General features: G+C 43.1%; 21 protein-coding genes. 12 read left to right on the plus strand and 9 right to left on the minus strand.

Annotated features, from left to right (window positions below; genetic code table 11):
• Positions 1-24: 24 nt before the first annotated feature.
• Positions 25-1,602, minus strand: a complete 1,578-nt coding sequence (locus AX660_RS05705) for a sodium:solute symporter (RefSeq protein ID WP_068373775.1) — start codon at positions 1,600-1,602, stop codon at positions 25-27.
• A gap of 207 nt (positions 1,603-1,809) precedes the next feature.
• Between AX660_RS05705 and alr the strand changes: the two genes are divergently transcribed.
• Positions 1,810-2,880: an alanine racemase gene (gene alr, locus AX660_RS05710; protein ID WP_082768747.1), complete on the plus strand. Its 1,071-nt coding sequence runs from the start codon at positions 1,810-1,812 to the stop codon at positions 2,878-2,880.
• Positions 2,881-2,949: 69 nt separating this feature from the next.
• Here alr and AX660_RS05715 read toward each other — a convergent pair whose 3' ends face one another.
• Positions 2,950-4,329: a Na+/H+ antiporter NhaC family protein gene (locus tag AX660_RS05715; RefSeq protein ID WP_068373778.1), complete on the minus strand. Its 1,380-nt coding sequence runs from the start codon at positions 4,327-4,329 to the stop codon at positions 2,950-2,952.
• Positions 4,330-4,745: 416 nt separating this feature from the next.
• On the opposite strand from AX660_RS05715, the gene AX660_RS23165 reads away from it, so the two are divergent.
• Positions 4,746-4,889 (plus strand): hypothetical protein, encoded by a 144-nt coding sequence (locus AX660_RS23165; protein WP_157884306.1) that lies wholly within the window; start codon positions 4,746-4,748, stop codon positions 4,887-4,889.
• A 48-nt stretch (positions 4,890-4,937) separates the two neighbouring features.
• A complete protein-coding gene (locus AX660_RS05720; protein WP_082768748.1) occupies positions 4,938-5,900 on the plus strand; it encodes a GGDEF domain-containing response regulator in 963 nt (320 codons plus the stop codon).
• A 108-nt stretch (positions 5,901-6,008) separates the two neighbouring features.
• Here AX660_RS05720 and prlC read toward each other — a convergent pair whose 3' ends face one another.
• Positions 6,009-8,060 (minus strand): oligopeptidase A, encoded by a 2,052-nt coding sequence (gene prlC, locus AX660_RS05725; protein ID WP_068373784.1) that lies wholly within the window; start codon positions 8,058-8,060, stop codon positions 6,009-6,011.
• Between the two features lie 203 nt (positions 8,061-8,263).
• On the opposite strand from prlC, the gene gorA reads away from it, so the two are divergent.
• The 4 genes from gorA (at position 8,264) to AX660_RS05745 (ending at position 12,346) form a co-directional block, all read left to right on the plus strand.
• Positions 8,264-9,634 carry a glutathione-disulfide reductase gene (gene gorA / locus AX660_RS05730; protein ID WP_068373787.1) on the plus strand — a complete coding sequence of 457 codons (1,371 nt, stop codon included), beginning with the start codon at positions 8,264-8,266 and terminating at the stop codon, positions 9,632-9,634.
• Between the two features lie 165 nt (positions 9,635-9,799).
• Positions 9,800-10,762, plus strand: a complete 963-nt coding sequence (locus AX660_RS05735; protein WP_068373790.1) for a DUF2157 domain-containing protein — start codon at positions 9,800-9,802, stop codon at positions 10,760-10,762.
• Positions 10,762-11,832 carry a DUF4401 domain-containing protein gene (locus AX660_RS05740; protein ID WP_068373793.1) on the plus strand — a complete coding sequence of 357 codons (1,071 nt, stop codon included), beginning with the start codon at positions 10,762-10,764 and terminating at the stop codon, positions 11,830-11,832. Before AX660_RS05735 ends, AX660_RS05740 begins: the two co-directional genes overlap by 1 nt.
• Positions 11,825-12,346, plus strand: coding sequence for a GDYXXLXY domain-containing protein (locus AX660_RS05745; protein ID WP_068373799.1), 522 nt, complete (start codon positions 11,825-11,827; stop codon positions 12,344-12,346). The genes AX660_RS05740 and AX660_RS05745 overlap by 8 nt, the downstream gene beginning before the upstream one ends.
• Here AX660_RS05745 and AX660_RS05750 read toward each other — a convergent pair.
• Both AX660_RS05750 and AX660_RS05755 read right to left on the minus strand, forming a co-directional pair.
• Positions 12,343-12,810 carry a hypothetical protein gene (locus AX660_RS05750; RefSeq protein ID WP_068373802.1) on the minus strand — a complete coding sequence of 156 codons (468 nt, stop codon included), beginning with the start codon at positions 12,808-12,810 and terminating at the stop codon, positions 12,343-12,345. The two genes, AX660_RS05745 and AX660_RS05750, sit on opposite strands and share 4 nt — an antisense overlap.
• On the minus strand, positions 12,810-13,964 hold the full coding sequence (locus AX660_RS05755; RefSeq protein WP_068373806.1) for a PepSY-associated TM helix domain-containing protein: 1,155 nt from the start codon (positions 13,962-13,964) through the stop codon (positions 12,810-12,812). The genes AX660_RS05750 and AX660_RS05755 overlap by 1 nt, the downstream gene beginning before the upstream one ends.
• 252 nt (positions 13,965-14,216) lie before the next feature.
• Here AX660_RS05755 and AX660_RS05760 point away from each other — a divergent pair, with 252 nt between their 5' ends.
• Both AX660_RS05760 and AX660_RS05765 read left to right on the plus strand, forming a co-directional pair.
• Positions 14,217-16,349, plus strand: coding sequence for a TonB-dependent siderophore receptor (locus AX660_RS05760; protein WP_068373809.1), 2,133 nt, complete (start codon positions 14,217-14,219; stop codon positions 16,347-16,349).
• Positions 16,350-16,653: 304 nt separating this feature from the next.
• Entirely contained in the window at positions 16,654-17,415 is a 762-nt protein-coding gene (locus AX660_RS05765; RefSeq protein WP_068373813.1) for an RluA family pseudouridine synthase, read from the plus strand.
• Here the strand turns inward: AX660_RS05765 and AX660_RS05770 are convergent.
• Positions 17,346-18,371, minus strand: coding sequence for an MBL fold metallo-hydrolase (locus AX660_RS05770; RefSeq protein ID WP_082768751.1), 1,026 nt, complete (start codon positions 18,369-18,371; stop codon positions 17,346-17,348). The two genes, AX660_RS05765 and AX660_RS05770, sit on opposite strands and share 70 nt — an antisense overlap.
• Positions 18,372-18,487: 116 nt before the next feature.
• Between AX660_RS05770 and AX660_RS05775 the strand changes: the two genes are divergently transcribed.
• The 3 genes from AX660_RS05775 to AX660_RS05785 all read left to right on the plus strand — a co-directional run bounded on the left by AX660_RS05775 (position 18,488) and on the right by AX660_RS05785 (position 20,795).
• Positions 18,488-19,096: a TetR/AcrR family transcriptional regulator gene (locus AX660_RS05775; protein ID WP_131811759.1), complete on the plus strand. Its 609-nt coding sequence runs from the start codon at positions 18,488-18,490 to the stop codon at positions 19,094-19,096.
• A 97-nt stretch (positions 19,097-19,193) separates the two neighbouring features.
• Entirely contained in the window at positions 19,194-20,210 is a 1,017-nt protein-coding gene (locus AX660_RS05780) for a hypothetical protein (protein ID WP_068373824.1), read from the plus strand.
• A gap of 15 nt (positions 20,211-20,225) precedes the next feature.
• Positions 20,226-20,795 (plus strand): LemA family protein, encoded by a 570-nt coding sequence (locus tag AX660_RS05785; RefSeq protein WP_068373829.1) that lies wholly within the window; start codon positions 20,226-20,228, stop codon positions 20,793-20,795.
• Between the two features lie 70 nt (positions 20,796-20,865).
• Here the strand turns inward: AX660_RS05785 and AX660_RS05790 are convergent, their stop codons facing one another.
• The 3 genes from AX660_RS05790 to AX660_RS05800 form a co-directional block, all read right to left on the minus strand.
• Positions 20,866-21,369, minus strand: coding sequence for a hypothetical protein (locus AX660_RS05790; RefSeq protein WP_068373832.1), 504 nt, complete (start codon positions 21,367-21,369; stop codon positions 20,866-20,868).
• Between the two features lie 204 nt (positions 21,370-21,573).
• The gene (locus AX660_RS05795) at positions 21,574-23,997 is read right to left on the minus strand and encodes a family 20 glycosylhydrolase (RefSeq protein WP_068373836.1); all 2,424 of its coding nucleotides are present in this window, start codon (positions 23,995-23,997) and stop codon (positions 21,574-21,576) included.
• A 2-nt stretch (positions 23,998-23,999) separates the two neighbouring features.
• Positions 24,000-25,517: a sodium:solute symporter family protein gene (locus AX660_RS05800; RefSeq protein ID WP_068373840.1), complete on the minus strand. Its 1,518-nt coding sequence runs from the start codon at positions 25,515-25,517 to the stop codon at positions 24,000-24,002.
• Positions 25,518-25,536 lie beyond the last annotated feature (19 nt).

A 25,536-nucleotide genomic window follows, 5' to 3' on the forward strand; every position in this document is an offset into this window, starting at 1 on the left:
GTCGTTACATTGATCGTTTTGGCGTCAAGTCTCAGTGGCTGAGAGTGTATTCTGTGCATGACTCTTACCGCTACTACAAATTAAAAATGCCACGATTGTGCCTACACATAGTTGCCAGGTAAAGCCGAGGTCAAATACCCACGCTTGGGGTAGAAACAAAGCCATGACATAAGGCTGAAACATCAGTGTTAGGATAAAACCGCCAAGTAAGGCGGCCAATACACTATGTTGATTGCCACGTTGAGTAAACAGCACGGTAAAATACACACCTAATAAACCGCTATATGAAAACACCATGACACTTAAGGCAAATTGCAGCAAAGGCATATCAGAATGTTGTTGCCAGAAATAACATAAACAGGCCATGGCCGACAGGGCTAGAGCGACTATCAACATGCCAAACTGCCCCGCTTTTACAAAGTGTTTATCATCAATATCTTTGTTAACGCGTTGACGCCAAGGGCGATACAAATCTTGTACTATCACCGAAGACATCGAATTAAGGCCAGAATTTAAGGTAGATAAAGCCGCTGCCACTATACCAACAGTGACTAGAGCTTTGACTCCTGCTGGGATCTCATTTAATACGTAATACATAAAAATGGTCACCGACTCACCTTGAAAACTCGGTACAATTTTATTGCCGCCACTGTGCATAATGTCGGGGCGGTCGTAATAGATATACAGCAGCAAACCTATGCTGATAAATACCAGCATAACGGGTATCACCATTAGCACAGAATAGATCATGGCTTTGCTGCCTTCGCGGGCATTTTTACAGGTTAATACTCGTTGAGTCATATCCTGATCCAAACCGAAAGCGGCAATGTTAAGTAATACAAAACCTGTGAGTACCGACCAGAAGTTAAAAACGCCGGCTGAAGAGAAATCCAGCGCAAAATTGAAAAACCTCAGTTTAGAATTTTGCCCTTCACCTGGCTCAGCCAAGGCATGATAAATAGTGCTTAAATCGGCGGGTATTGCGGCAAACAAAAAATAGACGACGGTGATCGCAGCTCCAACATAAATACTACATTGCAGCACATCACTGTAGATAACTGAACGAATTCCACCGTAAACCGTATACAACAAACCACAGGTAGCTATCAGTAAGATCGCTATAATGACGTGTGAACTCGCGATATCACCAAAGAGGATCATGGAAATGGCGATGGCCGCCATGTATAAACGCGCACCACTGGCAAAAATACGACCAAATAAATACATGGTGCCTGCATATCGTTTAGCCGCCGCGCCAAAACGTTTTTCCAGTAATTCGTAAACGGTAAACACTTGTTGTTGGTAAAAGCGTGGTATTAAAAAATAAGACACAAAAAAAGCAGCGATGAGGGCGCCAATATTGGACGTAAGATAGGAAAAATCGCCACGATAACCCTGATCAGGGCCACCTAAAAAAGTGGCTGCAGATTGTGAGGTGGCTAATACGGAAATGGCCACCACCCACACAGGCATACTGTTACCACCGAGAAAATAATCTTTGCTGTTGGCTGAGCTACGATTAAAAAACCAGCCCGAACCTAGCAATAATAAGCCATAAGCCGCAAAAACCAGCCAGTCTAAGCTTGTATATTGCTCGAGCATGTTTACCTACCCAAAGTCTATTTTGATTAAATTTAGAATATATTATTCATTAATTGTTGTATACAAAGAAATAATAATTGACTGATGATCAGCAAATAATGTGGTTTTTTGTCCTTTCGCAGTGACTTTCAGATGTATTGCTATTAACAGTCAACCATTTAATAGTTTATTCTCGTTCATTAAATATTTTTAGTAGGTAAACAGGCTGTGCTGGGCAGACAAACATTCGCAACAATCAATCTAAAGGCGCTACAACATAATTTTAGTGTTATGTCTCAATGTGCTTTAGGCAGTAATACTATAGCCGTGATTAAGGCAGATGCCTATGGACATGGCGCTCAACAAGTTGCCCAAGCATTAGCATCACAAGCCAAGGTTTTTGCTGTGGCCTTTATCGATGAAGCCTTGGCATTGCGTGAGCAAGGTATAACTCAAGCCATTTTATTGCTTGAAGGAGTCATGAGCGAAGATGAAATGGCTTGTGCCAAACAGCATAACTTTTGGGTAATGTTGCATAGTGTTGAGCATTTCAGTTGGTTGCGGGCACTAGAAAAAAATCAACGCCCTGTTTTTTGGATTAAAGTTGATAGTGGCATGCATCGTTTGGGCATTAGCTTGCAAGATGCAGATGTAGTACTCAAGGCTAATCAAGACTTAATTCAGCCTGATACTGTGCTGTGCAGTCATCTAGCTTGTGCCGACGAGCTACAAAATTCGCTAAACCTTAAGCAAATGGGAATATTACGTGATCTTGCCAAGGCCTACAATTTGCCTTTGAGCATGGCAAACTCGGCAGGTATTGCGAACTGGCCTGATACCCACGCTAAGTGGAATCGATTAGGGATTGCTCTGTATGGTTGCGCTCAGCCAGCGGATGCTAAGGCAGGTTTGTTGCCTGTAATGAGTTTACATGCCCCCATTATTGGACTGCGTAACATTGGAGTGGGTGAATCTGTAGGTTATGCGCAGAGCTGGACGGCAACACGGCCGACAACCATTGCTACCCTAGCCATAGGTTATGCAGATGGTTATCCACGTCATGCAAAAACAGGTACGCCTGCTTGGATACATGGCCAGCGAATTTCTTTAGTGGGTCGGGTATCTATGGATATGATTACTCTTGATGTCACAGATTTACCCCAGGTGCAGATCGGCGACAGTGTTGAGTTGTGGGGCGAAAACATCTTAGTTGAAGAGGTGGCATTAAATGCGTCGAGCATTTCTTATGAGCTACTAACTCGTATTTCCCCTCGGGTAAAACGCCGCTACATCAAGTAAGCATAATTAAGTGAGCTCAATAGTGCTTAACCTGCTAACAGGCTAAGCACGCAGAGTATAAAAACTGTCTTAAGCAATCATGATTACGCTAGCGACAGTGTAAGCAATGATACTTAATCCCCCAGCAAATAAAGCATAAGGCATTTGGGTTTTAACGTGGGTTAATAAATCACAGCCCGCTGCTATTGATGAAATAGCCGTGGTATCAGAAATAGGTGAGCAATGATCACCAAATACCCCACCACCTAATATCGCCGCGATAACTAATGACGGCGGTAAACCTAAGGATTGGATCAAAGGTACGCCGATGGGCACTAATATGGCAAACGTACCCCACGAGGTACCGGTCGTAAACGACATGATCCCGCCTGCGATAAACAGCATAGGCGCCACCAATATTAATGGTAAGTAATCACCAACTAGCCCAGCCACAAATACCCCAGTACCTAGGGTTTTTAAGCTGGCTCCTAAGGTGAGTGATAACAAAACAATAGTCACGACAGGTAATAATTCACCAATTCCTTTAAAACCTAAGTGCACCACTTCTTGATGAGTAAAGCGTTTGTGCCAAATTAACAATAAGTACGCCACCACACAGGCCAAAAAGGTGGAATACAACACGGATTTAGTGCCACTACCTTGAATTAAACTGCCATTACCTGTCCATAACATAAAAGCAATCATGCCAAAAATCATGACGGCCAAAGGTAGTAACATAAAACGCGCTTTAGTGGGGGCCGCACTCTCAAGCTCTTGATTAGTGGTTGCGCAGTTTTTTTCTGCTTCACGCATTGGCCCGTGTACTTTGTCTTTGGCGATGGTGTAGGCAACCACAGCCAATGTGATAAGGGCATAAAAGTTTAAGGGGATGGTGCCAACTAAAATGCTTACCGGTGTGTCGTCGCCCAAGTCATAATTGCTTAAAAGACCAATAACTAATGCACCCCAGCCGTTTAATAGGATCAGAATACAAACCGGTGCGCTGGTACTGTCAATAATATAAGCCAGTCGTGCTCTACTCATTTTGTATTTATCAAATAAACCGCGCGCTAGTATACCTGCCGTTAAGACACTTAAATTCGATTCGATAAAGACCGCAATACCGGTAAACATGGTCAGTGAGCCAACCTGTCTTTTACTTTTAGCGATACCTTTGCTGATGAGTAAATTGACGGTAGCGGCAACACCACCGGAATCACGGATAAAGGCCAGTAAGGCGCCCACTAATAAACTAAACAGTAATACTCTGGCGTTGCCAGGATCACTGACTATCGAAACAATCTGTTCAATAGAATTAATTGGCGTCATCCACAAAGACTGCTCTGGCAGTCCAATTAGGGTAATCAGCTCCGCGCTGATAATGGCCATAAATAAAGCCAAGATGACTTCTTTTTTCCAGAAAACCACCACGATGGCGACTATAGGGGGGATAATTGAATATGCGTCCATATAAGTTCCTGTGAATTAACTGCAATTTACCCATTGCTATTGTTTTTTATAGTGCCTGCATACTGGGCTATTCAGTGAATGAGGTCAATAAAATGGTAGTAAACTCAGTAGATTAAGTAATATTTTATTCTTAGCTAAATTTATACCCGCAATAACTGATACTTAATTATATATTTTACTACTGATCTAAATTGTCGCTTTATGGTAATTTTACTTACCTTTTGGGCAAGTTATATCCTAGGGTTAAGTGGTTTTAAGCCGAGCGTAATTATTGCATTTAGGTCTGTAATAGTTGCTGAAGGTAGACAGAATTTTTAATCTAAATAAAAAATAACGTTAAAAATCAATAGATTGATTTTTGGCATTGAAATGGCATATGGCTTCAGTACAAACAATTACTTAAATATGGAATTTGTATGACTGAAGCCAATAAAACTACTGCCTCTGAAAAGATTATTGTAGCTAATAAACAATATTCTAATAAAACAGTTACACATTTTAACTGGTTTGCGCGTTTTGAAAACTCGCAAACTGAAAAATACACTGTACTTAAGCCTTAATTTTACCCTCGGGCGATGGTTAAGATAAATATCAGTTACAAGGAATGAATGATGTCATCACTAGATTGTAATATTCAGGAATCAATCCCGGAGTTTTTTCCGGAAGATACCTGCGCCAGCCGATTGCAGATGCTACTGCTGGCTAGCCCCGCTGAGGCTCAAGCAATAAGGCGCTTGTTGGGTGAGAATTACGAGATAGTGGTAGTGGGCAGCATAGATGAGCTACTACCCTGTATTTATCAACATGACTTTTCATTGATTGTGCTTTACCCACAAACTTTAGGCATGACAGGTGTGGAATGTGTTAATCAACTCAAAACCAATCAATTTTGTGGAGAGATCCCTGTAATTTCGGTGTTGGCTGAGCACACAAGGGCAGAAGAATTTGCCGTCATTCAGGCCGGTGCGATTGATTGTGTGATTATGCCAGTTAAGCCTGTGATCCTTTGCGCTAAAATTCAAAATCATATGGCTACCGCTGAGCGTATTAAGCAATTAGAGGTGGCGTCCTGTACTGATGGTTTGACCGGTCTTAACAACCGAACACAACTAGAAACAGTACTCACCAGAGAATGGTTTAATGCAAGGCGAGGTCAGCATTTTATTTCAGCGCTAATGATCGATGTGGATTATTTTAAAGATTTTAATGATACCTATGGGCATTTGCGCGGTGATGAATGTCTGAAATCCATTGCTGAGATGGTACATAGAACTCGGCGCAGGGGATCTGATTTTGCAGCTCGTTTTGGTGGTGAGGAATTTATTATGATCTTGCCGTTTACTGATAGTGAGGGGGCCGCCAAGTTGGCTCAACGCTTAGTACAGCGTGTAAGACAGTTGGCTATTCAAAATGCACAGCAAGATGGTAGTCCGGTTACTATCAGTATCGGAGTAAGCACTTGTGCTCCTCACACTATGGAGTTTGATAGCGACAAACCTTGGCAATTGATTGAGCTAGCTGATAAAAATTTATATAAGGCGAAAGAGTTGGGCCGCGACCGGTTTTGTTAAAGGGGTAAACAAAGTGCTAAATCACCTAAGATGCCAGTCAGTTTGAACTGACTGGCATCTTGATTTTAATACTTGAGACGTTCACAAGTAGTTACTTTTTTCACCGGTTTAAGCTGCAATACCTGAGTGGCGCAATAAAGCATCGACTTCCGGTTCACGCCCTCTGAAAGCGACAAATAACTCCATTGGCTCTTTACTGCCACCCATTTCAAGGATGTTAGTTAAAAAATCGTAACCGGTTTGTGGATTAAAAATGCCTTCTTCTTCAAAACGGCTAAAAGCATCAGATGATAAAACTTCTGCCCATTTGTAGCTGTAATAGCCAGCGGCATAACCACCAGCAAAAATATGACCAAAGCTGTTTTGGAACCGATTAAAGCTTGGTGGAATGTTCACCGCCACTTCGGCACGAACCTTATCTAAGATATCTTGCACCTTGGTTTGCTCGGCATCCACAAACTGCTCGTGTAAATTAAAGTCAAACAGACTAAATTCTAACTGCCTAGCCATTTGCATTGCCGACTGAAAATTACGTGCCGCTAGCATGTTGTCGAGCAAAACCTGAGGCAGTGGCTCGCCTGTCTCAAAATGGCCAGAGATAAAGCTCAAGGCTTCGGGCTGCCAGCACCAGTTTTCTAAAAATTGACTGGGTAATTCCACTGCATCCCAAGCTACACCGCTTATGCCTGATACCCCGCCCACATCAATTTTAGTCAGCATATGGTGAATGCCATGACCAAATTCGTGGAACAAAGTCACTACTTCGTCATGAGTAAACAACGCCGGTTTCTTGCCCACTGGGCCATTAAAGTTACAAGTTAAATACGCAACTGGAGCTTGCAAGGTACCATCAGCTTTGATGCGGCGAGTGTGGCAAACATCCATCCATGCACCACCACGTTTTTTAGCACGAGCATATAAATCAAAGTAAAAACTACCACGTAGCTCACCTTTGTTATCAAAGATGTCGTAATAACTGACATCTTTGTGCCAGGTATCAACATTTGCCACCGGCGTAATGCTTAAGCCATACAAACGTTTTACCACTTCAAATAAACCACTGACTACTTTAGCCTCTGGGAAATACGGACGCAGTTGTTCATCAGATATTTTATAGGTTTGCTCTTTAAGTTTTTCGCTGTAATAAGCAATATCCCACGACGCTAATTCACTGACACCATAATGCTCCTGAGCATAGGAGCGCAGGTCCGCCATATCTTGCTGTGCCTGAGGTTTAGAGCGTTTAGCTAAGTCATGTAAAAAACCATTTACCTGTTCGGTAGAGTTCGCCATTTTGCTGGCCAGCGAATACTCAGCGTAGTTGGCAAAATCAAGCAGTTGAGCTTCTTCCTGACGCAAACTCAGGGTTTCATTGATGTTGGCGGTATTGTCCCACTGCCCCGCATTAGGACCTTGCTCAGAGGCGCGAGTCGCGTACGCACGATACATCTCTTCGCGTAATTCGCGATTGTCAGCGTAAGTCATGACGGGCAAATAACTGGGTATATCTAAGGTAAACAACCAGCCGCTAAGTTCTTTTTGCTCTGCCGCTTGTGCTGCCGCACCCATAGCTGACTCTGGCAAACCTGCCAATAAACTTTCATCTGTGATGTGTTTTTGCCAACCCAGCGTGGCATCCATCACATTGTTGCTAAAGGTCGAACCTAAGTCAGACTGGCGACTTTGGATCTCGGCATAACGTTGTTTCTTTTGCTCATCGAGCGCCACACCGGATAGTTGAAAGTCACGGATAGCGTATTCAATTACTTTTTGTTGTGCTTGGCTTAAACTAGCAAATTCCGTGCTTTGCTGAATTTGCACATAAGCATTATAAAGCTCGCTATTTTGCCCAACCCAAGTTGAAAACTCAGATAAAGCCGGTAAACACGCATCATGAGCTTCACGCAAAGCATCGTTACTAACGACCGAGTTCATATGAGAAACCGGTGACCAAATTTTACTTAATTGATCGTCGATTTCTTCTATCGGCGCAACCAAATTGGCCCAGCTATAGCTGTTTTGATCCAGACATTTAATGATGGTGTTTTTGCACTTTTCGATGGCTTGGATTACTGCCGGTTGAATGTGCTCGGGTAATATTTTTGAAAATGGCGGTAAACCGGATAAATCTTGTAAGGGATTGCTTGTTTGTGCGGTCATAATTGGGCTCTTAGTCAGTCCTGATAGCTTAGAAGTTGGGTTTGCAGAGTCAAAATACAAGCCTAAAAACAAAATACAATCATACTACTACCTGTCTACGCACAATTAAGCGATTAAACTGATTGATTTTTTAAGCTGTTAATTTAAACCTAATGTCATTAAGGTAATTGGCATTATTTAGATCACTTTGTAAGGTAAATAACATGACACAACAAGACAGCAATCAAACAACAGACTTCGATTACATTTGTATTGGCGGCGGCAGTGGTGGCATTGCGTCGGCCAATCGAGCATCTAAACATGGTCAACGGGTAGCATTAATTGAGGCTAAAGCCATTGGTGGTACCTGCGTTAATGTCGGTTGTGTACCCAAAAAAGCCATGTGGTATGGCGCGCAAGTTGCCGAAGCCATCAATCTTTATGCACCTGATTATGGTTTTGATGTGACCGTGAATAAATTCGACTGGGCCAAGCTTGTCGCTAGCCGTGAGGCTTATATTAAACGCATACATGGCTCTTATGATCGAGTATTAGGCAATAACAAAATTACCGTGATCAATGGTTTTGCCACTTTTGTGGATAAAAACACTGTTGAGGTAAACGGCAAGCAATACACCGCTAAACACATCTTAATTGCTACCGGCGGCCGTCCGGTGCAACCACAAATACCAGGTACTGAACTTGGTATAGATTCCAACGGTTTTTTTGCGCTGAATGAACAGCCTAAGCGCGCTGTGGTAGTGGGTGCAGGTTACATTGCTGTTGAGTTAGCTGGCGTCATGCACGCCCTAGGTACCGACACCCATCTAGTGGTGCGCAAACATGCTCCTTTACGTAATTTTGATCCTGCAATATCAGAAACCTTAGTAGAGTTAATGGCGCAACATGGCCCCACTTTACACACTCATGCAACACCATCAAAAATTGTTAAAAATGCTGATAGCTCATTGACTATCACCTTTGAAAACGGTGAATCCATTGAAACCGATTGTGTCATTTGGGCCATTGGCCGTGAACCCGCGAACGACAAAATTGGTTTGGATAAAATCGGTGTAGAGCTCGATGACAAGGGTTATATCAAGGTTGATAAATTTCAAAATACGAATATTGATGGTGTTTATGCGGTAGGCGACAACATTGGTAAAGTTGAATTAACCCCCGTTGCGGTTAAAGCTGGGCGTTTATTGTCTGAACGTTTGTTTAATGGCCAAAGCAGTGCTCACATGGATTATGAGTTAATTCCTACAGTAGTATTCAGCCACCCGCCCATTGGTACCATAGGTTTAACCGAACCCGAAGCCATCGAAAAATATGGCAAAGACAATATCACCGTGTATAACTCAAGCTTTGCCGCCATGTACACCGCGGTTACCAGCAATCGACAAATGACAAAAATGAAATTGGTCTGCGTCGGTAAACAGCAAAAAGTAGTAGGTTTACACGGCATAGGTTATGCCATGGATGAGATCATTCAAGGTTTTGGTGTCGCCATGAAAATGGGTGCCACTAAGGCTGATTTTGATGCCTGTGTGGCCATCCATCCCACGTCATCTGAAGAGTTTGTCACTATGTGATAAAACTTATCCTAAGCCCGCATAGTTATGCGGGCTTTTTTTACTTCACGATTTATCTTCCATACAGTTTTAAATATATCTCCTTGGTTAAATTGACTTAAGCTAAGCTTGCAATCAAAGTTGCCGCCAATGGTGCGGATGTTATATTCCACAAAAGGACTTTACATGCAGCAACGTGAAGTGATGAGCCAACTCATAGAACAAGATCACATCGCTCAACAAGACATTGAAACAGCGATGTTTGTTAGCCAAGTTTATCCACCGGCCCCAAATTGGTATGGCTTTTTAAGTAAACTACTATTGTGCTTTGGTGCCTTGGCCATCGCCTGTGGAGTGATATTTTTTGTGGCGGCCAACTGGCAAGACATGAGCCGTTTGATTAAGTTTGTGTTGTTACAATTGCTGGTTGTGGCGCCAATTATTATTTACCTGCGGTCAAAAACCCACACTTTACTTAGTCAAATATCCCTGACGAGTGCTTTTATCCTACTCGGCGCGCTGATGGCCTACTTTGGCCAAACTTATCAAACTGGTGCTGATCCATGGCAGCTCTTTTTTAATTGGGCCTTACTAGGTTTACCTTGGGTAATTATCTCGCGCTTTAGCCCTTTATGGATGATGTTTTTAGCCTTACTCAATCTCAGTCTTGTTCTTTATCATGATGCCCTAGGCACATTATTACCTTTTGGCATTAACAGAGATGAAAGCCTATTTTGGTGTCTTTTGAGCTTGAACTATTTAAGTTTAATCATGTGGGAATTATGTCGCGTTAACTACGCTTGGCTTAACCAGTCTTGGGCTGGACGCCTACTTGCTATCGCCACCATTTTTTGTGCCAATGCCCTCGCTTTGATGGCGATATTTTCATACAACACTTCCTGGTTAGGTGGCGCTGTTTGGGTATTTTTGATGGTAATGACCTATGTGGTTTACCGTAAAATTCGACCCGACCTGTTTATGTTAGCGCTCGGCTGCTTATCAGGCGTAGTCATTGTAGTGGGGTGGAGCGCCAACATTTTAAAACATATCGATGACGGCAATATGTTTATTTTGTTGTTTCTTCTGACTATTGGCCTGACAAGTGCTGCTGCAGTTTGGCTTAAAAAACTGATGAAGGAGTTTCAATAGTGACTCAATCAGCACAACTTCTTGAGCTACTCACGCAAAATCAACTGCTAATAAAGCAAACGACTTTGCCACAACAAAACCAATCACCTTGGTACATAAAAGTACTGTTAGCCCTTGCTGGCTGGTTAGCCGCCTTGTTTTTCTTTGGCTTTTTCGCCATAACCTTAATTGATATAACCGACAATACAGTTGTAAGAGCCTTACTCGGCCTTGCCATGTTGCTAACAGCGTATTTTATTTTAAGGTCTCCTCAGTCTGAATTTTTGGAACATATTGGTCTAGCGCTTAGTCTGACAGGGCAAATCTTAATTGCATGGGCTTTGCTTGAGCACTTCGAATTGAAAAATAAAGAAATTTGGTTGCTCGGGGCAGTAACACAAATGTTACTTGCGTGGTTTATGCCGAGCTTTCTGCATCGAGTGTTTTCTGCCTTTCTTGGGGCCTATGCTTTCAGTGTTTTTATGGCTTTAGTGGGTTTGCCCGCCCTATTTAGTAGCATTATTATGTTTGTTTGCGCTTGGTTGTGGTTGCATGAGTTTCAAGTCAAACAGCACATCCCACGTTTTAGAGCTATGGCTTATGGCCTGACTCTAAGTCTCATCATGATTAAAAGTGCCACCACCCTCGAGTGGTTGTGGCGGGAGCATAACGACGTTGTTAGTGACACGCATTTAAGCCAATGGTTAGACGAAGGTCTGAACTGTTTGATCCTGTTGTATGTCGCTGTCATCTTGTTAAAACGCTATCAAGTGACTTTTTCGTCAACAGAATCGCTATTCTGTTTAGCCGCCACTTTACTCATTGGTTTAGCCTCTATGCAGGCTCCCGGCCTTATTGCTGCCATGATGCTGATAGTATTGGGTTTTGCCGCCAGCCACCGCGTACTCACGGGTTTAGGAATAATGTCCGCTTTGTACTACATCGCTAAATACTATTACTCCCTTGAAATAACATTAAACCAAAAATCATTTAGCCTAGTTATTCTGGGACTGACTCTGTTGATATTGGTTAAAGGACTATCACTGTGGCAACAGCAAAAGTTGGCAGCGGGAGCTCAAACTCATGAATAAAATCATCGCAATAGTGGGTTTGCTACTAGCACTAGGACTGATCAATGGCTCAATCTATGTCAAAGAGCAGCATTTAGCTCAAGGTGAAGTGGTCAAGTTAAAGCTGGCACCGGTTGATCCCCGTTCATTAATGCAAGGTGATTATATGGCGCTGCGTTTTGAGTTAGCAGATGACATTGATAGCGCCTTACCTGAAGCGGAGTCTCACTCTTTTTTGGCAACGAATTCAAAGCGCAGTGAGGGCAAAGTGATAGTGCAACTGGATGAACAAGGACGTGCCAGCTTTGTGGCATTAGATAATGGCCAAACCATTACCGTTAAGCAACGTAAATTACAGTATCGCGTCCGAGATGGCAGAGTTAAATTTGCCACTAATGCCTTCTTTTTTGCCGAAGGCAGTGCACAGATATACGAAGCGGCAGAATATGGCGAATTTAGGGTTAATCAACAGGGTGAAGTATTACTGGTCGCGTTATACAACCAAGACATGCAAATTCTAGGCGCTCAACACTAAAGTAATAACGTCGCCGGTACATCCCAACTGGTCACCAAAAGTTCACCCTGCCAATCTTGCATGGTTAACCACACTTTATGCTGGGGCTGGATTTTATGCGGTGCAATAGCATGCACATGCTGGCCGTGACGACTACCATGCAAAATTCCATCACTGCCTTGCTGCAATTGTTCAATAGGTAATGGCTGCTCACCGATATTCAGGTAGGCCTGACGGATCTGAGCAATATCGCCTTGACTAAATATCAATAAAAAATCTTTCACAAAAGAGCCATCGTGGGCGTAAGGCGCCTTTAAATTAAATGGCATGGGCGTAATCTGATAACTACCGATGTTCTGTGCAGCTAAAGCAGGCGGAAATTCAGGGTGTAAAGATTCATAATAAAACCAAATCGGTAAAATCAAGATCAAACCATTGAGCTTAAATCGATGCCGTTGCCAAAATGAACGTTGTAAACGGGCCATTAATTAATTCCTGCTGATAATTGCTTGTCTGTTACATCACTTGTTTTTGCTGCTCTGACAGTACGACTGCCCCACATTAAAAAGCCTGTTATCGACATGCCACTCAAAATTAAGCCAAAAACTAACCAGATTAACTTGGTCCAGATCCCCCCCACCGTTCCATAATGTAGCGGATCGGCAATATGCATAATGGTTTGTAGGGTATTCATATTGGCTGGTGAGATTTCTTGTTCAATTTCGCCAGTCCAAGGGTTGATCACCAAGTTATAAGCATATTGATCATAAAACACATAGTCACCAGAGCCGACCAACTTGTAAGTATCGCGTTGATGTTCAGGCAACATAATATAGCTGGGTTTAAAATCGGCAAAGCGCTGGGTTGCCATCAGTAAAGCGCCATCAAGAGAAACAAGTGGCTGGGGTTTTTCAGTAATATTAAACGGTACTTGTGATATATCGGCAATGGGTGCATGGGGCTCAATATCAATGTCATTATGCCACATCACGGCCTGCACTAAATACCATAAACCCGTGGCAGTCATGAGCATTAAAAACCAGATTGACCAAACGCCAGCTAAACGATGTAAATCGCTTAGCAGTGTTTTTTTCCCTTGATTGGTACGAATTTTAGGTTGTAAAAAAGCCCGCCAGAAATTCTTATAAATAATAAGGCCAGTGACTAACGCTCCCAACATCACAAAAGCCATGCTGTTAACCAGATAATAACCAATGCTGTAATTTCCAGGCCAAGGAAACAATAACCAACTGTGCAATGAGCGCATAAAATTAATAAACGTCATATCTTGATTAATTTGCTGAATCTCACCGGTGTATTGGTTTACGTAAGCAATGGCATAGGGTTTATCACTGTCGGTAAAAATAACCGAATTTGCCAAATAAGACTCCAAGGCGATAACACTACCCACATCGGCGGTGGGATAAGCTTGCTCAACAATAGCGACTAACTCAGCCACTGATTTAGTCGGTAGATTATGCGGGTTGTCGGCTCGCGCCAAGGGGTTAGTTAACCAGGTTAGTTCATGGCTCACCACTGCAATGGTGCCGCTTACGCACACAAAACAAAACAGCAACCAAACGGGCAACGAAAACCAACCATGTAATTGAAACCAAAAGCGGTTACTTACTTTGACCATTTATTTTTACCGCTCCCACTTTCATCTCTATTCACTGTTAGATCATACTATTTAAGAACCTAGAGTTTAATAGGAATCATTAGCATTTGCAAAACAATGCGACTGAAAAACCTATTAAAGGCGTGAACTTATAACTCAGATTTTCGTTTGAATTCAGCAAATTTTAGATTTCCTCTGTACTTTTAACTTCATTTTATTGATAATCATTCTCATTACGGTTTTTATAATTTACTGAAAAAGGTGTTTTACATAATGCAAGGCTCTCGATTTACACTGTTACCTCTCACTTGTGCCGTTAGTTTAGCTTTAGGCAGTTTGTCTGCTGTAGCCAACGAAAACGCAACTGCTTCGAATGAGATAGAAAAAGTTACGGTAACGGGCAACTACACTGTCAGTGAAGTAATTGATACGGCAACAGGTTTAGGGCTTACTTTGCGTGAAACACCTCAATCGGTCAGCGTAATGACTGAGTTACGCATTCAAGATCAGGCCCTGGATTCAATTGTTGACACAGTGACCAACGCCGTTGGCGTATCGTCTAAAGAAGTCGATAAAATTCGCCATACTATTCGAGCACGTGGATTTGACGTAAACAGTTACCAAATCGACGGCGTGCCATTGTCTTGGAGTTTAGCTGGTGATTCTGGCGAAACCATTGTTGATGTATCTATCTATGAACGCGTGGAGTTTGTGCGTGGCGCGACTGGTCTATTAACCGGCGCAGGTGACCCTTCTGGCTCGATTAACTTAGTGCGAAAACACGCGGATAGCAGCGAATTTACCGGTTACGTTAACGCTGCAATTGGCAGTTGGAATAATCGCGAATTAACCACCGATCTGGCAAGTAGCCTGAATCAAGAGGGTTCGGTACGCGGGCGTATAGTGGCCAAATACGAGGATGGTGAGTCGTATGAAGATCTCTACGAAAACACCAAAGTAGTACTTTATGGGGTGGTCGAAGCCGACTTATCGTCGAGCACCTTATTGCGTGTTGGTGCCAGTTACCAAAATAATGATCCTACCGCCCCAACCTGGGGGGCTTTACCGACCTTTTTTACTGACGGTACGATGACAGACTGGGATGTATCCAAAACCACTGCCGCGCAATGGACTCAGTGGGAAACAACAGGCACCAACTTTTTTGCCAATCTACATCACCAATTTTCGAATGGTATGGAATTGGTTATCAACTACAACAATCTTAAATACGAACAAAGTACTGAATTACTTTACCTCTTTGGCACCTTAGATAAAATCACCGGCGAAGGTCTTTCCTCTTGGCCTTACAAAAGTGAAGGGGAAAGTAAACAAGACAGTTTTGATATGCAGCTGAAAGGACAATACAAATTCTTTGACGTTGAGCACGACTTTGTTATTGGTGCCTTGATTAGTGACCAAAGTGCCGATACCGTGACTTTTGCACCCTTGGATAATGCCTTTTTGCCCGTAGGTAACTTTTACCAATGGGACGGCGTGTTTCCTGAGCCAAATTGGTCAAATGAATCATCCATCGCCGAAGCCATGGATACCGAGCAAAAGGGAGTGTATGGCGCAACACGTATTCACCTATCGGATGCCTTTAAAGTGATTGTGGGTGGTCGTATTGCTAGTTGGCAAAGAACCGGCGTTAGCTATGATACCGTAACGGATTTTGGTGATACTGGTGTATTTATTCCTTACGCTGGCGCCTTATACGACTTAAACCAAACGTACCGTATTTATGCCAGTTACACAGAGATATTTCAGCCACAAAACGCTCAAGATAGAAATGGCGACTACCTCGCTCCTAAAGAAGGCAAAAGTTATGAAATTGGCCTCAAAAGCACACACTTAAACGACCGTCTGCACACATCATTTGCGCTGTTTCGCATTGACCAAGATAACCTTGGACAGACAGACGTCGGTTATATCGTGCCCGGCACGGTGAATACCCAAGCTCAGTATGCAGCCCAAGGTACGGTGAGTGAAGGTTTTGAAATCGAAATCGTAGGTGAACCCATAGATGGTTGGAACATCAACGCTGGTTATACCCAATTTAACGCTGAAGATGCCGGTGGAACAGAGGTTAATGCTGATCATCCACGCAAACAATTTAAATTATTCACCACTTACAACTTACTCGACCTGCTACCCGCCTTAACCATTGGAGGTGGCCTCAACTGGCAAGATGATACTTATTCTGAAAACGGCACAATCCGTATTGACCAAGATGCTTACACAGTAGTGAATTTAATGGCCAAATATGCCATTAACGAACGGACTCAAGTTCAATTAAACCTGAATAATCTGTTAGACGAGAAGTATTACAGCCAAATTGGATTTTTTGATCAATATCGTTATGGTGCACCTAAAAACGTGACCCTTAACCTGCAATACCATTTTTAAGTTGTGTTTGGCTATAGGGTTGTCGGATAGCAGCAACCCTATAGTAAACTCGCTGAATACAAATTAACCGTGCTCAATGCAAGATTCGTTTAATCATCCTCATTTGCGACTGAAAAGTGCATTGCAGATTACCTTCCGCTAATTTAAAGCTAAACGAAATCATCCAAAGACTTTTCCTCTATTTGCTTTACACATAAAGAGCGATAAGCTGTTTAGCGCTATCAAACCTCTTTACCTAAGGCTGTACATAAATTCGTAAATTTGTGCACGCTAGGTTAAGTAGATCGTATTGGATACTTATACTATGTCCGTCATCGACAACTTTGTCGCCCCTCCCTGCCATGAGCACATAAAGATCTTGTGGCAGGACGAACATATTTTACTGATCAATAAACCCAGCGGTTTACTCAGTTTATCGGGCAAAAATCCGCTGAATAAAGACTCGGTCCACCATCGTTTAGTAGAGCAGTTTCCCACTGTTACTCTTGCTCATCGCTTAGATTTTGGGACTTCGGGCATTATGTTGTTGGCTAAAAGCAAAGAAGTGAATGCCCAATTAACCAAGCAGTTTCAACAGCGCACTGTGATCAAACGTTACGAGGCGATATTAGCCGGTCATGTGCTTGAAGATTCTGCTTGTATCGAGCTCAGCATTGCCAAAGATCCAAGCAATTTTCCGCGCCTTAAAGTATGTGAATTAACAGGCAAACCAGCTTCCAGCCATTATCGAGTAGTAGAGCGTTTGCAAAACCCTGAATCAACTCGTGTATTGTTTACGCCTTTGACTGGCCGCACTCATCAATTGCGTATTCACAGCCAAGCCATACAACATCCTATATTAGGCTGCGATCTTTACGGCACAACAGAAACTCAGGCTATGTCACCAAGATTACTACTGCACGCGGTTGAACTGGAGTTTTTACATCCACAAACCAATGAAGCAATGAAAATCACCTGCCCCAGCCCTTTTGACGCACTATATAAGCAAACAAAGTTTCAAACAGCTAACCACACCGCCTCAGTGTTTTGCAATGTCTCAGGAGGCATAAGGTCTTGCCACCAATAACCATGTTGCTCAACACCCAATGCTAGATTACCAAGACTCACCACAGCACCAAATTGAGGAGTGATTAAAGGTACATCATAAGTCTCAGCGGCATTAGCTAAACGCTGCAAGGGTTCATACCAAGCATGCATGGCTAAATCAAAGCTGCTGTTATGTATCGGTAGCATAAAACGAGCTTTTAAGTCTAAATGGGCCCGTAAGCTTTGCTCTGGTTGCATGTGTATATCAGCCCACATTTCATCATATGCACCGGTTTCGATTAAAGACAGATCAAAGCCACCAAAATGACTACCAATTTCAGCAAAGCCACGAAAATACCCACTGTCACCACTGAAAAAGATCTTGCGGCGGCTCGATTCGATGACAAAGGAAGCCCATTTGGTTTGGTTTTTATCAAACAAACCGCGGCCAGAAAAATGCTGGGCTGGGGTGGCATGCAAGGTCAGCGAACCTAAACTTACTTGCTGCCACCAATCGAGCACCACAATCTTGTTTGCAGGGATGCCAAAACGCCGTAAATGTTGGTCTACCCCAGTTGGCACAACAAACATGGCAGTTTTGGCAGCCAAGGCTCTAATACTGGCTTTATCCAAATGGTCGTAGTGGTCATGACTAATTAACACCACATCAAGTCGGGGTAGTTCAGCAACGGTGAGTGGCAAGTTGTGAAAACGTTTGGGTCCTACAAATTGTAGAGGAGAGGCACGTTTGGAAAACACCGGATCGGTTAAGACAAACTGACCATCCAACCGCATTAATACCGTGCTATGGCTGATTTTCACCAAAATATCGTGATCACCAGATAAATCAGGCTGTTGCACAGGCAACAGTGTAATAGGAGTTTTATCGGCTACTTTTTGCGTCAGATAACGCCACAAAACACGGCCAAAGGTAGCATTGGCGTCTTTTGACTTGGGTAAATTGTGCGATGTTTTAGCGTACATTGATTTAGTCATTTTGATGCCCTTTTGCCAAACACAAATAAACTACACTGTGTAGTGTAGTTATAATAATGAAAAAGTAAACTGATTAGTGTAATATTTTTGTAAGTTCGAAATTGAGGCCTAAAGTTGTGGAAAATCTAAGTCGGTCTGAGCAAAAACGGCAGGACATATTGTTAGCCGCATTAGCGGAATTTAAAGATAAAAGTTTTGCTGGCGCCAGCATGGACGCCATTGCCGAAAGGGCAAATGCCTCTAAACGCACGGTTTATAATCATTTTGCTAGCAAAGAATTATTGTTTCAGGCTGTCATGGAATCTTTTTGGCAACAGAGTAAACGCGTTGCCAACCAGCAATTTGATGCCACGCAACCGGTGGAAGAACAACTAGAAATCATTGCTTCTGCCATGTGGGATCTGTATCTGCAATCTGACTTTATCGAAAAAGCACGCGTGCTCATGGCTGAATTTATTCGCCAACCGCAAATGATGGATCAGGTTATTCAGCAAGTTAACGATCAAGAACAAGGTCTACCACGATTTTTACAACAAGCTAATGCCAGTGGTGCGTTAAAGATCAGTGATTTAAAAGTAGCCGAAACTCAATTTTGGGGTTTGTGTAAAGCCTTTGCTTTTTGGCCAGTATTGTTCCAGTTACATGATTATCGCGAGCAACGCCAAATGATTATTAAAAGTAACGTGGCAATGTTTGTGCAGCATTATCAACATAAATCAACTTAAGTACTTCTCTGAGACATGAGGACAGATTGGTGAAAAATTCTAGCAATGTTAATGTTGGCTTAAGCAAAAATACGTGGTCAGGAAAATAACTACATCAATGGATAAGCTAGGATCGTCTGCTAATCAGCAACTACAGCTTTTTCTCAAGTCTCTCGAGAATAAGATTGTTATGGCGCGTAATCGTGATGAGCTTACAGCCATACTGCATCAAATCGAGTCCTTCGGCCGCCCGCTAAAATACGACAACAGTCGCTACTGGTTTAGTTTGTTGGGGGCTTTGTTAGTTGCAGGTGTAAGCTTTTTTTATCTAAATGAAAATCCTCAAACGCCAGTTGTTATGTGGTTACTAGGCCTGTCAGGCATAACGGTTTTAGTGTTTGCCGTATTGATTTTTATGCGTCGTAGCAAAATAAGTAGTTTGTCCGATGCTTTATATCTGCGAGACGTCTACCTAGATAACAACTGGCAACATGAGCCCTTCCATGGCAAAAGACTGGCCGCCCAATTAGCTCAGCAATTTAATGAATTTAAACGAGGTAATCACTTACGTGAAATTCAATGGTTAGTTAAAGGTCATTATCAAGGGCAAGAACACCAATTTGAATATCATGCCTACACCTTTCACTACGTTGATCGGCGCACCGTTAGTACGACCGATTCCAAAGGCCGCCATCGTACTCGTACCGTTTATGACCATCATTACCGTTATGGGCTGTATTTACCCTTTGAATTTGTTAGCGGCATTACCATTTCCTCTAGCTGGTTTGGCAGTTTTTTTGGTAGCACTTATAAACCGGCATCCACAGAATTTAATCGCCGTTTTAAAGTGAATGCCCACAGTGAAATGGCCGCGGCAAAATTTCTCAAACCGGCGGTAGTGGTTGAATTAGAAGATCTAGGCAAAGAGTTAACAGGGCTAAATTTAGAGTTCAGCTCACTTGGGCAATTATGTATGTCATTTACCCCCAATATTTGTAAATGGCAGCGCCAACATGGTTTAGATGAGCCCGCGGCATTTTTACGTGAAATTAAACAAAATCAAAAAATCCCCTTACTTCAACAAACACTGCAACGCATTCACACTTTGCTGCGTCACAGTGACAATAACTTTTAAACTTAAGGACTTTATATGGAAGGTAGCATAGTATTTTTAGTCATTGTTGGCATAGTGATCCTAAGTGTAATCATCATTTATAACGGTATTATTAGCCGTGCTAATGCCGCTCAGCGCGCCTGGGCCAACGTGATTACTCAGGAGAGACAAAAAAACAAAATCATTCCCCAGTTACAAGCCGTCACTGAGCAGTACCAACAATTTGAATCAGGTGTACAAGAAAAAATCGCCGCCTTACGCAGTGCTTTAGGGGGTTTAAATAGTGACAAGATGGATACAAACAAACTGGCAGAAGTAGAAAGCGCCACCCTTAATTTAATCCAAGGCATGCATATCGCGGTAGAAGCCTACCCCGAGCTCAAAGCCAATGAAATGTTTGGCAAATTAATGCGTGAAATTACCGAACAACAAGAAAATATTGGCGCGGCCATTCGTATTTTTAATCAAAATGTTGAAGCTTTTAATAACGGCATTGAAGTCTTCCCCAATTCAATGGTTAACAGCCTGCTCAACAAAAAAGTCAAACTAAATACCTTTAACGACAGCGAAGCCGAAGCAGGTTTTGACTATAAACCGAATTTTTAACGCAAAGCTTTGGGGCGGCTGGAGCCCAGCGTAAGCCGTCCCATCCGCTTTAGTGGCGACTATAGCCTTGTTATGCATTTTGAATGGGAATATGAATTTGCCCAACCAGCGTATCTGCATCTTCCCACCCAATACTGACATCATTACCAACAACCCAAAGGTAACCTGATTCACTGCTTGAATAGTTCTGCGTTGTAAATCTGATTGATATCACTTCGCCGCTTTCAAACAGTGGGTATTTCCCTCTAGGGAATTCCACCTTGAACTTCTTGTACTCATCTTCGAAGGCTGATAGCGCGTAGCCAAGCTCTGCCTCATCCAGATCCTGCGCCCTGTTCACAAGATCTGGCGCTGAAAATTCAATATGTGCCAAATAGCCAAACTTTAAGATTAGCCGCCGCCACTTCCAAGGATCATTTGGCGCGGATTCCCTAATCTTTTGGTTTCCTTCCCAGTTGTAGTAATCAATATCCAGCACACAACTACGCGCATTCCCATCTGAAAATGACACGTTGATTCCACGAAGCGAGCTGTCATGAAAGTACAGGTTTTCAAGCTCTTTGGTGATGCTCATTGAACTCGCCTAAATGCATAACAATTTATTAGACGACAAACTGGGGTGATCAAACACGACAATTTGTCCGATATTATCCAGGCTAGTTTTTTATACTGCCTATAGGTTTCTCTTTTATAAACACTTTTCAGTTTTTGTGCAAAACAACTTTGTCGAATGACGACATTTGTCGTTGCTCTGCTCTCATAGGATGCCATCAGGCAGTTAAGCACGGCATTTAAATGCCAAGGCCTCGATGGCCAACGCGGAACTCACCACCATCTCTTGTTGTAATTGAGCGGCTTGCCATAGCTGTTGCTGTACATCTCGCTGATGCTCAGGTTTTAAAGGCTCTCCCTTTGCACATTGCGCGACTAATTTTTGCCCTATATCCACTACCTGACTCAGCGTTGTAACAAGCGGAGCTAAGGAATGTAACTTGGGGTAGTTGGCTATCAGCAGTTTTAGCTTGGGTAGGTTTTTCTGCCATTTTTGTAGTAGTTGCTCAATAAACTTTTTAGCCTGTTGGTCACCCTGCTGAAATAACTCAATATGCCGTTTTAGCTCAACCAAGCCCAAGCTTTGCGCAGATAAATAATCCACATATTGATTGAGCTCTACCAGTTGATGATAGTTATCGTGCTGAAACTTACTGTGATGGCGAGTGTAATACTGAGCTTGCTCTACAGCTTCGGCCAAAATGATTAAAGGCTCGATGTCTGCATCCTGAGAAGTAAGTTGTTTAAAACCCGCACGCTGTTGCTGGGTAAATTCCAAACCAATGACTTCGCTGGCATAAGTTTGCATTACCGTTAAACGGCGATACATAGCATCTTCATCGGTCAAAGTAGCAGGCGACCATAAACGCTCAGCTATGGCATACAGCCGTGGCCATAAACGTAAATCGAGATTATCTGCTCGAACTATTTCACTCCAAATAGCGGCCTCACCACCTAATATATTTTTGTGTAACTTAGGCAAATCTGTAGGTACTTTTGAGGCAGCGACAAAGTCTTGCAGCATAGCAGGTAGAGCCTTACTGCCAGTGCTCTGAGCAAGCCGATTACCACTGACAGAATAAGGCGTATTACCAATTAAAATACGGCCTTGTTGGATCACATCTTTGCTTAAATCGAGTTCAAATTGACTGGGCCCCATCCAGCTATCCACAGTAAAACGTTGTAGATTAGCTCGTGGTTCTAACTCATTGATTAACCTGGCTTGTTGATTATTAAACCGCAGCAGTACTTGTTTGCCGGCCTCACTGCTGAGTAAGACAAACTCTCCACTTACGGCACTGCCTTTTAGCCGTGGCATGGTGAATTGCCAATGTTGCCAGTGCTTAATATCCTGAGTCTTAAAACTCGGCTGTTTGAAACTAGTAAAGGGATCATTACGATAGTGATAGGCCGCCTCTTGAGGTTGGTCAACGTAATAACCGGTAGACAGTAAAACCTGATAATCACTAGAGGCAATGTGCTGCAAAGAATCTAAACCGCGCCAAGATTGCACCACAATATCTTTGGGTAAGTCAGTGGCAAAAACCTCATCCCAACCCATCATTTGTTTGCCGTATTTGCTTAATATTTGTTGTACTTGCTGATTAAAGTAGGCATGTAATTGATGCTCGTCAGCCAGTTGATGTTGCTGCATATAGTGTTGCACGGCCTGACTTTGCTGCCACTGTGTTGGCTCGATTTCATCACCACCAATGTGCACATAAACGTCGGGAAACAACTCAGCAAGTTCACTGATGATGGTTTCAATAAATTGGTAAACCTGAGGGTTGGAAGGATCAAGCAGAGGCTCAAACACCCCCCAATGGCGCTGCATTGTATAGGGTCCGGGCTGAGTAATTAGCTCTGGATAAGCCACGGCGATGGCCGAAGCGTGACCCGGTACATCAAATTCCGGCACCACACGAATGCCCAAGAGGGCGGCGTATTGTACTACCTCACGAATTTGCTGCTGAGTGTAAAAAAGTCCGTCCGACGCCAAGAGCTGTAATTTTGGATAGGCCTTTGACGCGATACGCCAGCCTTGATCGTCGGTGAGATGCCAATGTAATACATTAAGTTTGGCCGATGCCATGCCCCGCAGTTGGCGTTTGATGGTATCCACCGGCATAAAGTGGCGCACACTGTCGATTAACAAACCACGCCAGGCAAACCGTGGTTTATCGTCAATGTCCACGGCCGGAATGCTGCGCTGAGTTCTATTCACTAATTGCAATAAAGTCTGCACACCATGTAACATGCCTCGCTCGGTTTGTGCCTTTAATGTGATAAGCCTAGGACTAACACTTAGGTGATATTGCTCGTTATCGTGCAATGTGGGGATAAGCTCACCGCTCTTTCCCCCTACTTCCATGACTTGTGTTACGCCCTCTACCTCTACTAACAAATTAGCTTGGTCTTTAGCTGTCACCCACAGTACTTCAACTTGCTGGAGCTGTTCTAGCTGCTCTTTGATTAACTCACACCTTGCCTCGCTCACATGCTGAGTGAAGACCTTAAGTTGACTCGGTAAAGTAAAATGCCCGGCTTGTTGTTGCACCTCACTGGGATAAGGCATTAAATTTAAGGGCTGCATTCCGTGGCTAGTTATTGACCATAACAATCCAAGACCAGCGATAATGATTTTATACATGTTTATAAACTGCCTTGTTTATCTAAAGTTTGTCGATTGTTGTTGGACTCAAGATTGTCGGGATCAGATTCCAGCTCGGCACGCTGTTTATTAAGTTTGGTTAAGGCTTGTTCAGGAGTAACCGTTGAGACTGGTGTTAACAAGGTCACGATGACCCCGCAACACAGGGCGGCACACAAAGAAGGGATAACCGGATTACCAAACAATATCAGCCATTGTGGCTGAAAATTAACGATGATAGCCGTGCTACTGCCTGCTATTAACGTCGCCAGCGCACCCTGCCAGTTATAACGTGGCCAAAAACGACCAAGCAAGGCACAAACACACATACCAGACATTAAGATGGCTATCATTTTGGTGATATAAGCCACGATATCGTTAGAAATCATGGCAAAACCCAAGGCCAGTGAAATAGTTAAGACCAAACTAATACGTGACCAAAACACCGCTTTTTCTGGTGCCGGCATACTACCACTGCACATTTGATATAAGTCGCGCATGACCACACTTACACCAGCAATGGCATCGGAGCTGGCACTAGACAAAGTAGCGGATATCCCGGCAATAATAATAAAAGCGCCAAGACCCAAGGGCATAAAATACAAAGCCATATGGGGGAAGGCAAAAGAGGCGTTGTCTAAGTGCTGCTCTACCGCAAAGGCACTCATGCCAATAATGGCCGGAATAATTGAAAAGCCTAAGTACAACAATCCAGAATAAATAAAAGAACGACGAATGGTTGCTACATCTTTGCCAGAATAGATACGCTGGCGAAAAGAAGGTGTGGCTAAGATGCCAACTAAAATAGCTAAGGCCAAGGAGATTGCCGGTAACAGGCCAATTTTGTCCACCGCAAACCAACTTTGATTAGCGACTGGTTGGGCGCTCAGCATGGCATCCCAACCGCCAACGGCTTGAATGGAGAAATATGCCATCAAGAAAAAACCACAAAACAGAATAATGGCTTGAATGGAGTCGGTCCACACCACAGCCATGTAGCCGCCTTTCACCACATATAGGGCAAAACTAAAGGCAATAAGTACTTTGGCCAGTTGTAAATCCATGCCCGTTAACCAAGCCAGATACAAACCACCGCCAATAATATGAGCACCTAACCAACCAATACTGGCCACAAAAATGATGACGGCAATGAGGTTTTTGATCAAAGTATTGGCGCCAACGTAATAACTTAGCTCTTCACTCATGGTCATAAAACGTAAGTTACGCAGGGGCGCAAACCACCACGCCAAGAGTAAAATTCCGACTGCACCACCTATGCCGTATAAGGTGCCAGCCCAGCCATTTTGATAGGCAAAACCAACAGCGCCCATGGATGAACCAGTGCCTACCATGGTGGCTACTGTCGTACCTAAGGTGAGTAAAAAAGGCAGTTTTCGCCCACCCAGCAAAAATTGCTCAGCGTTATTGTTAGCTTTGTTGGCTTTACCAGAAACCACTAAAGCAATGCCAAACATCACTAGGATGTAAACGAGAAAAAACACCACAAAAGTAATATTCACGTTATCAGCCTCGACTACT

Source organism: Paraglaciecola hydrolytica (assembly GCF_001565895.1).
Lineage (GTDB): Bacteria > Pseudomonadota > Gammaproteobacteria > Enterobacterales > Alteromonadaceae > Paraglaciecola > Paraglaciecola hydrolytica.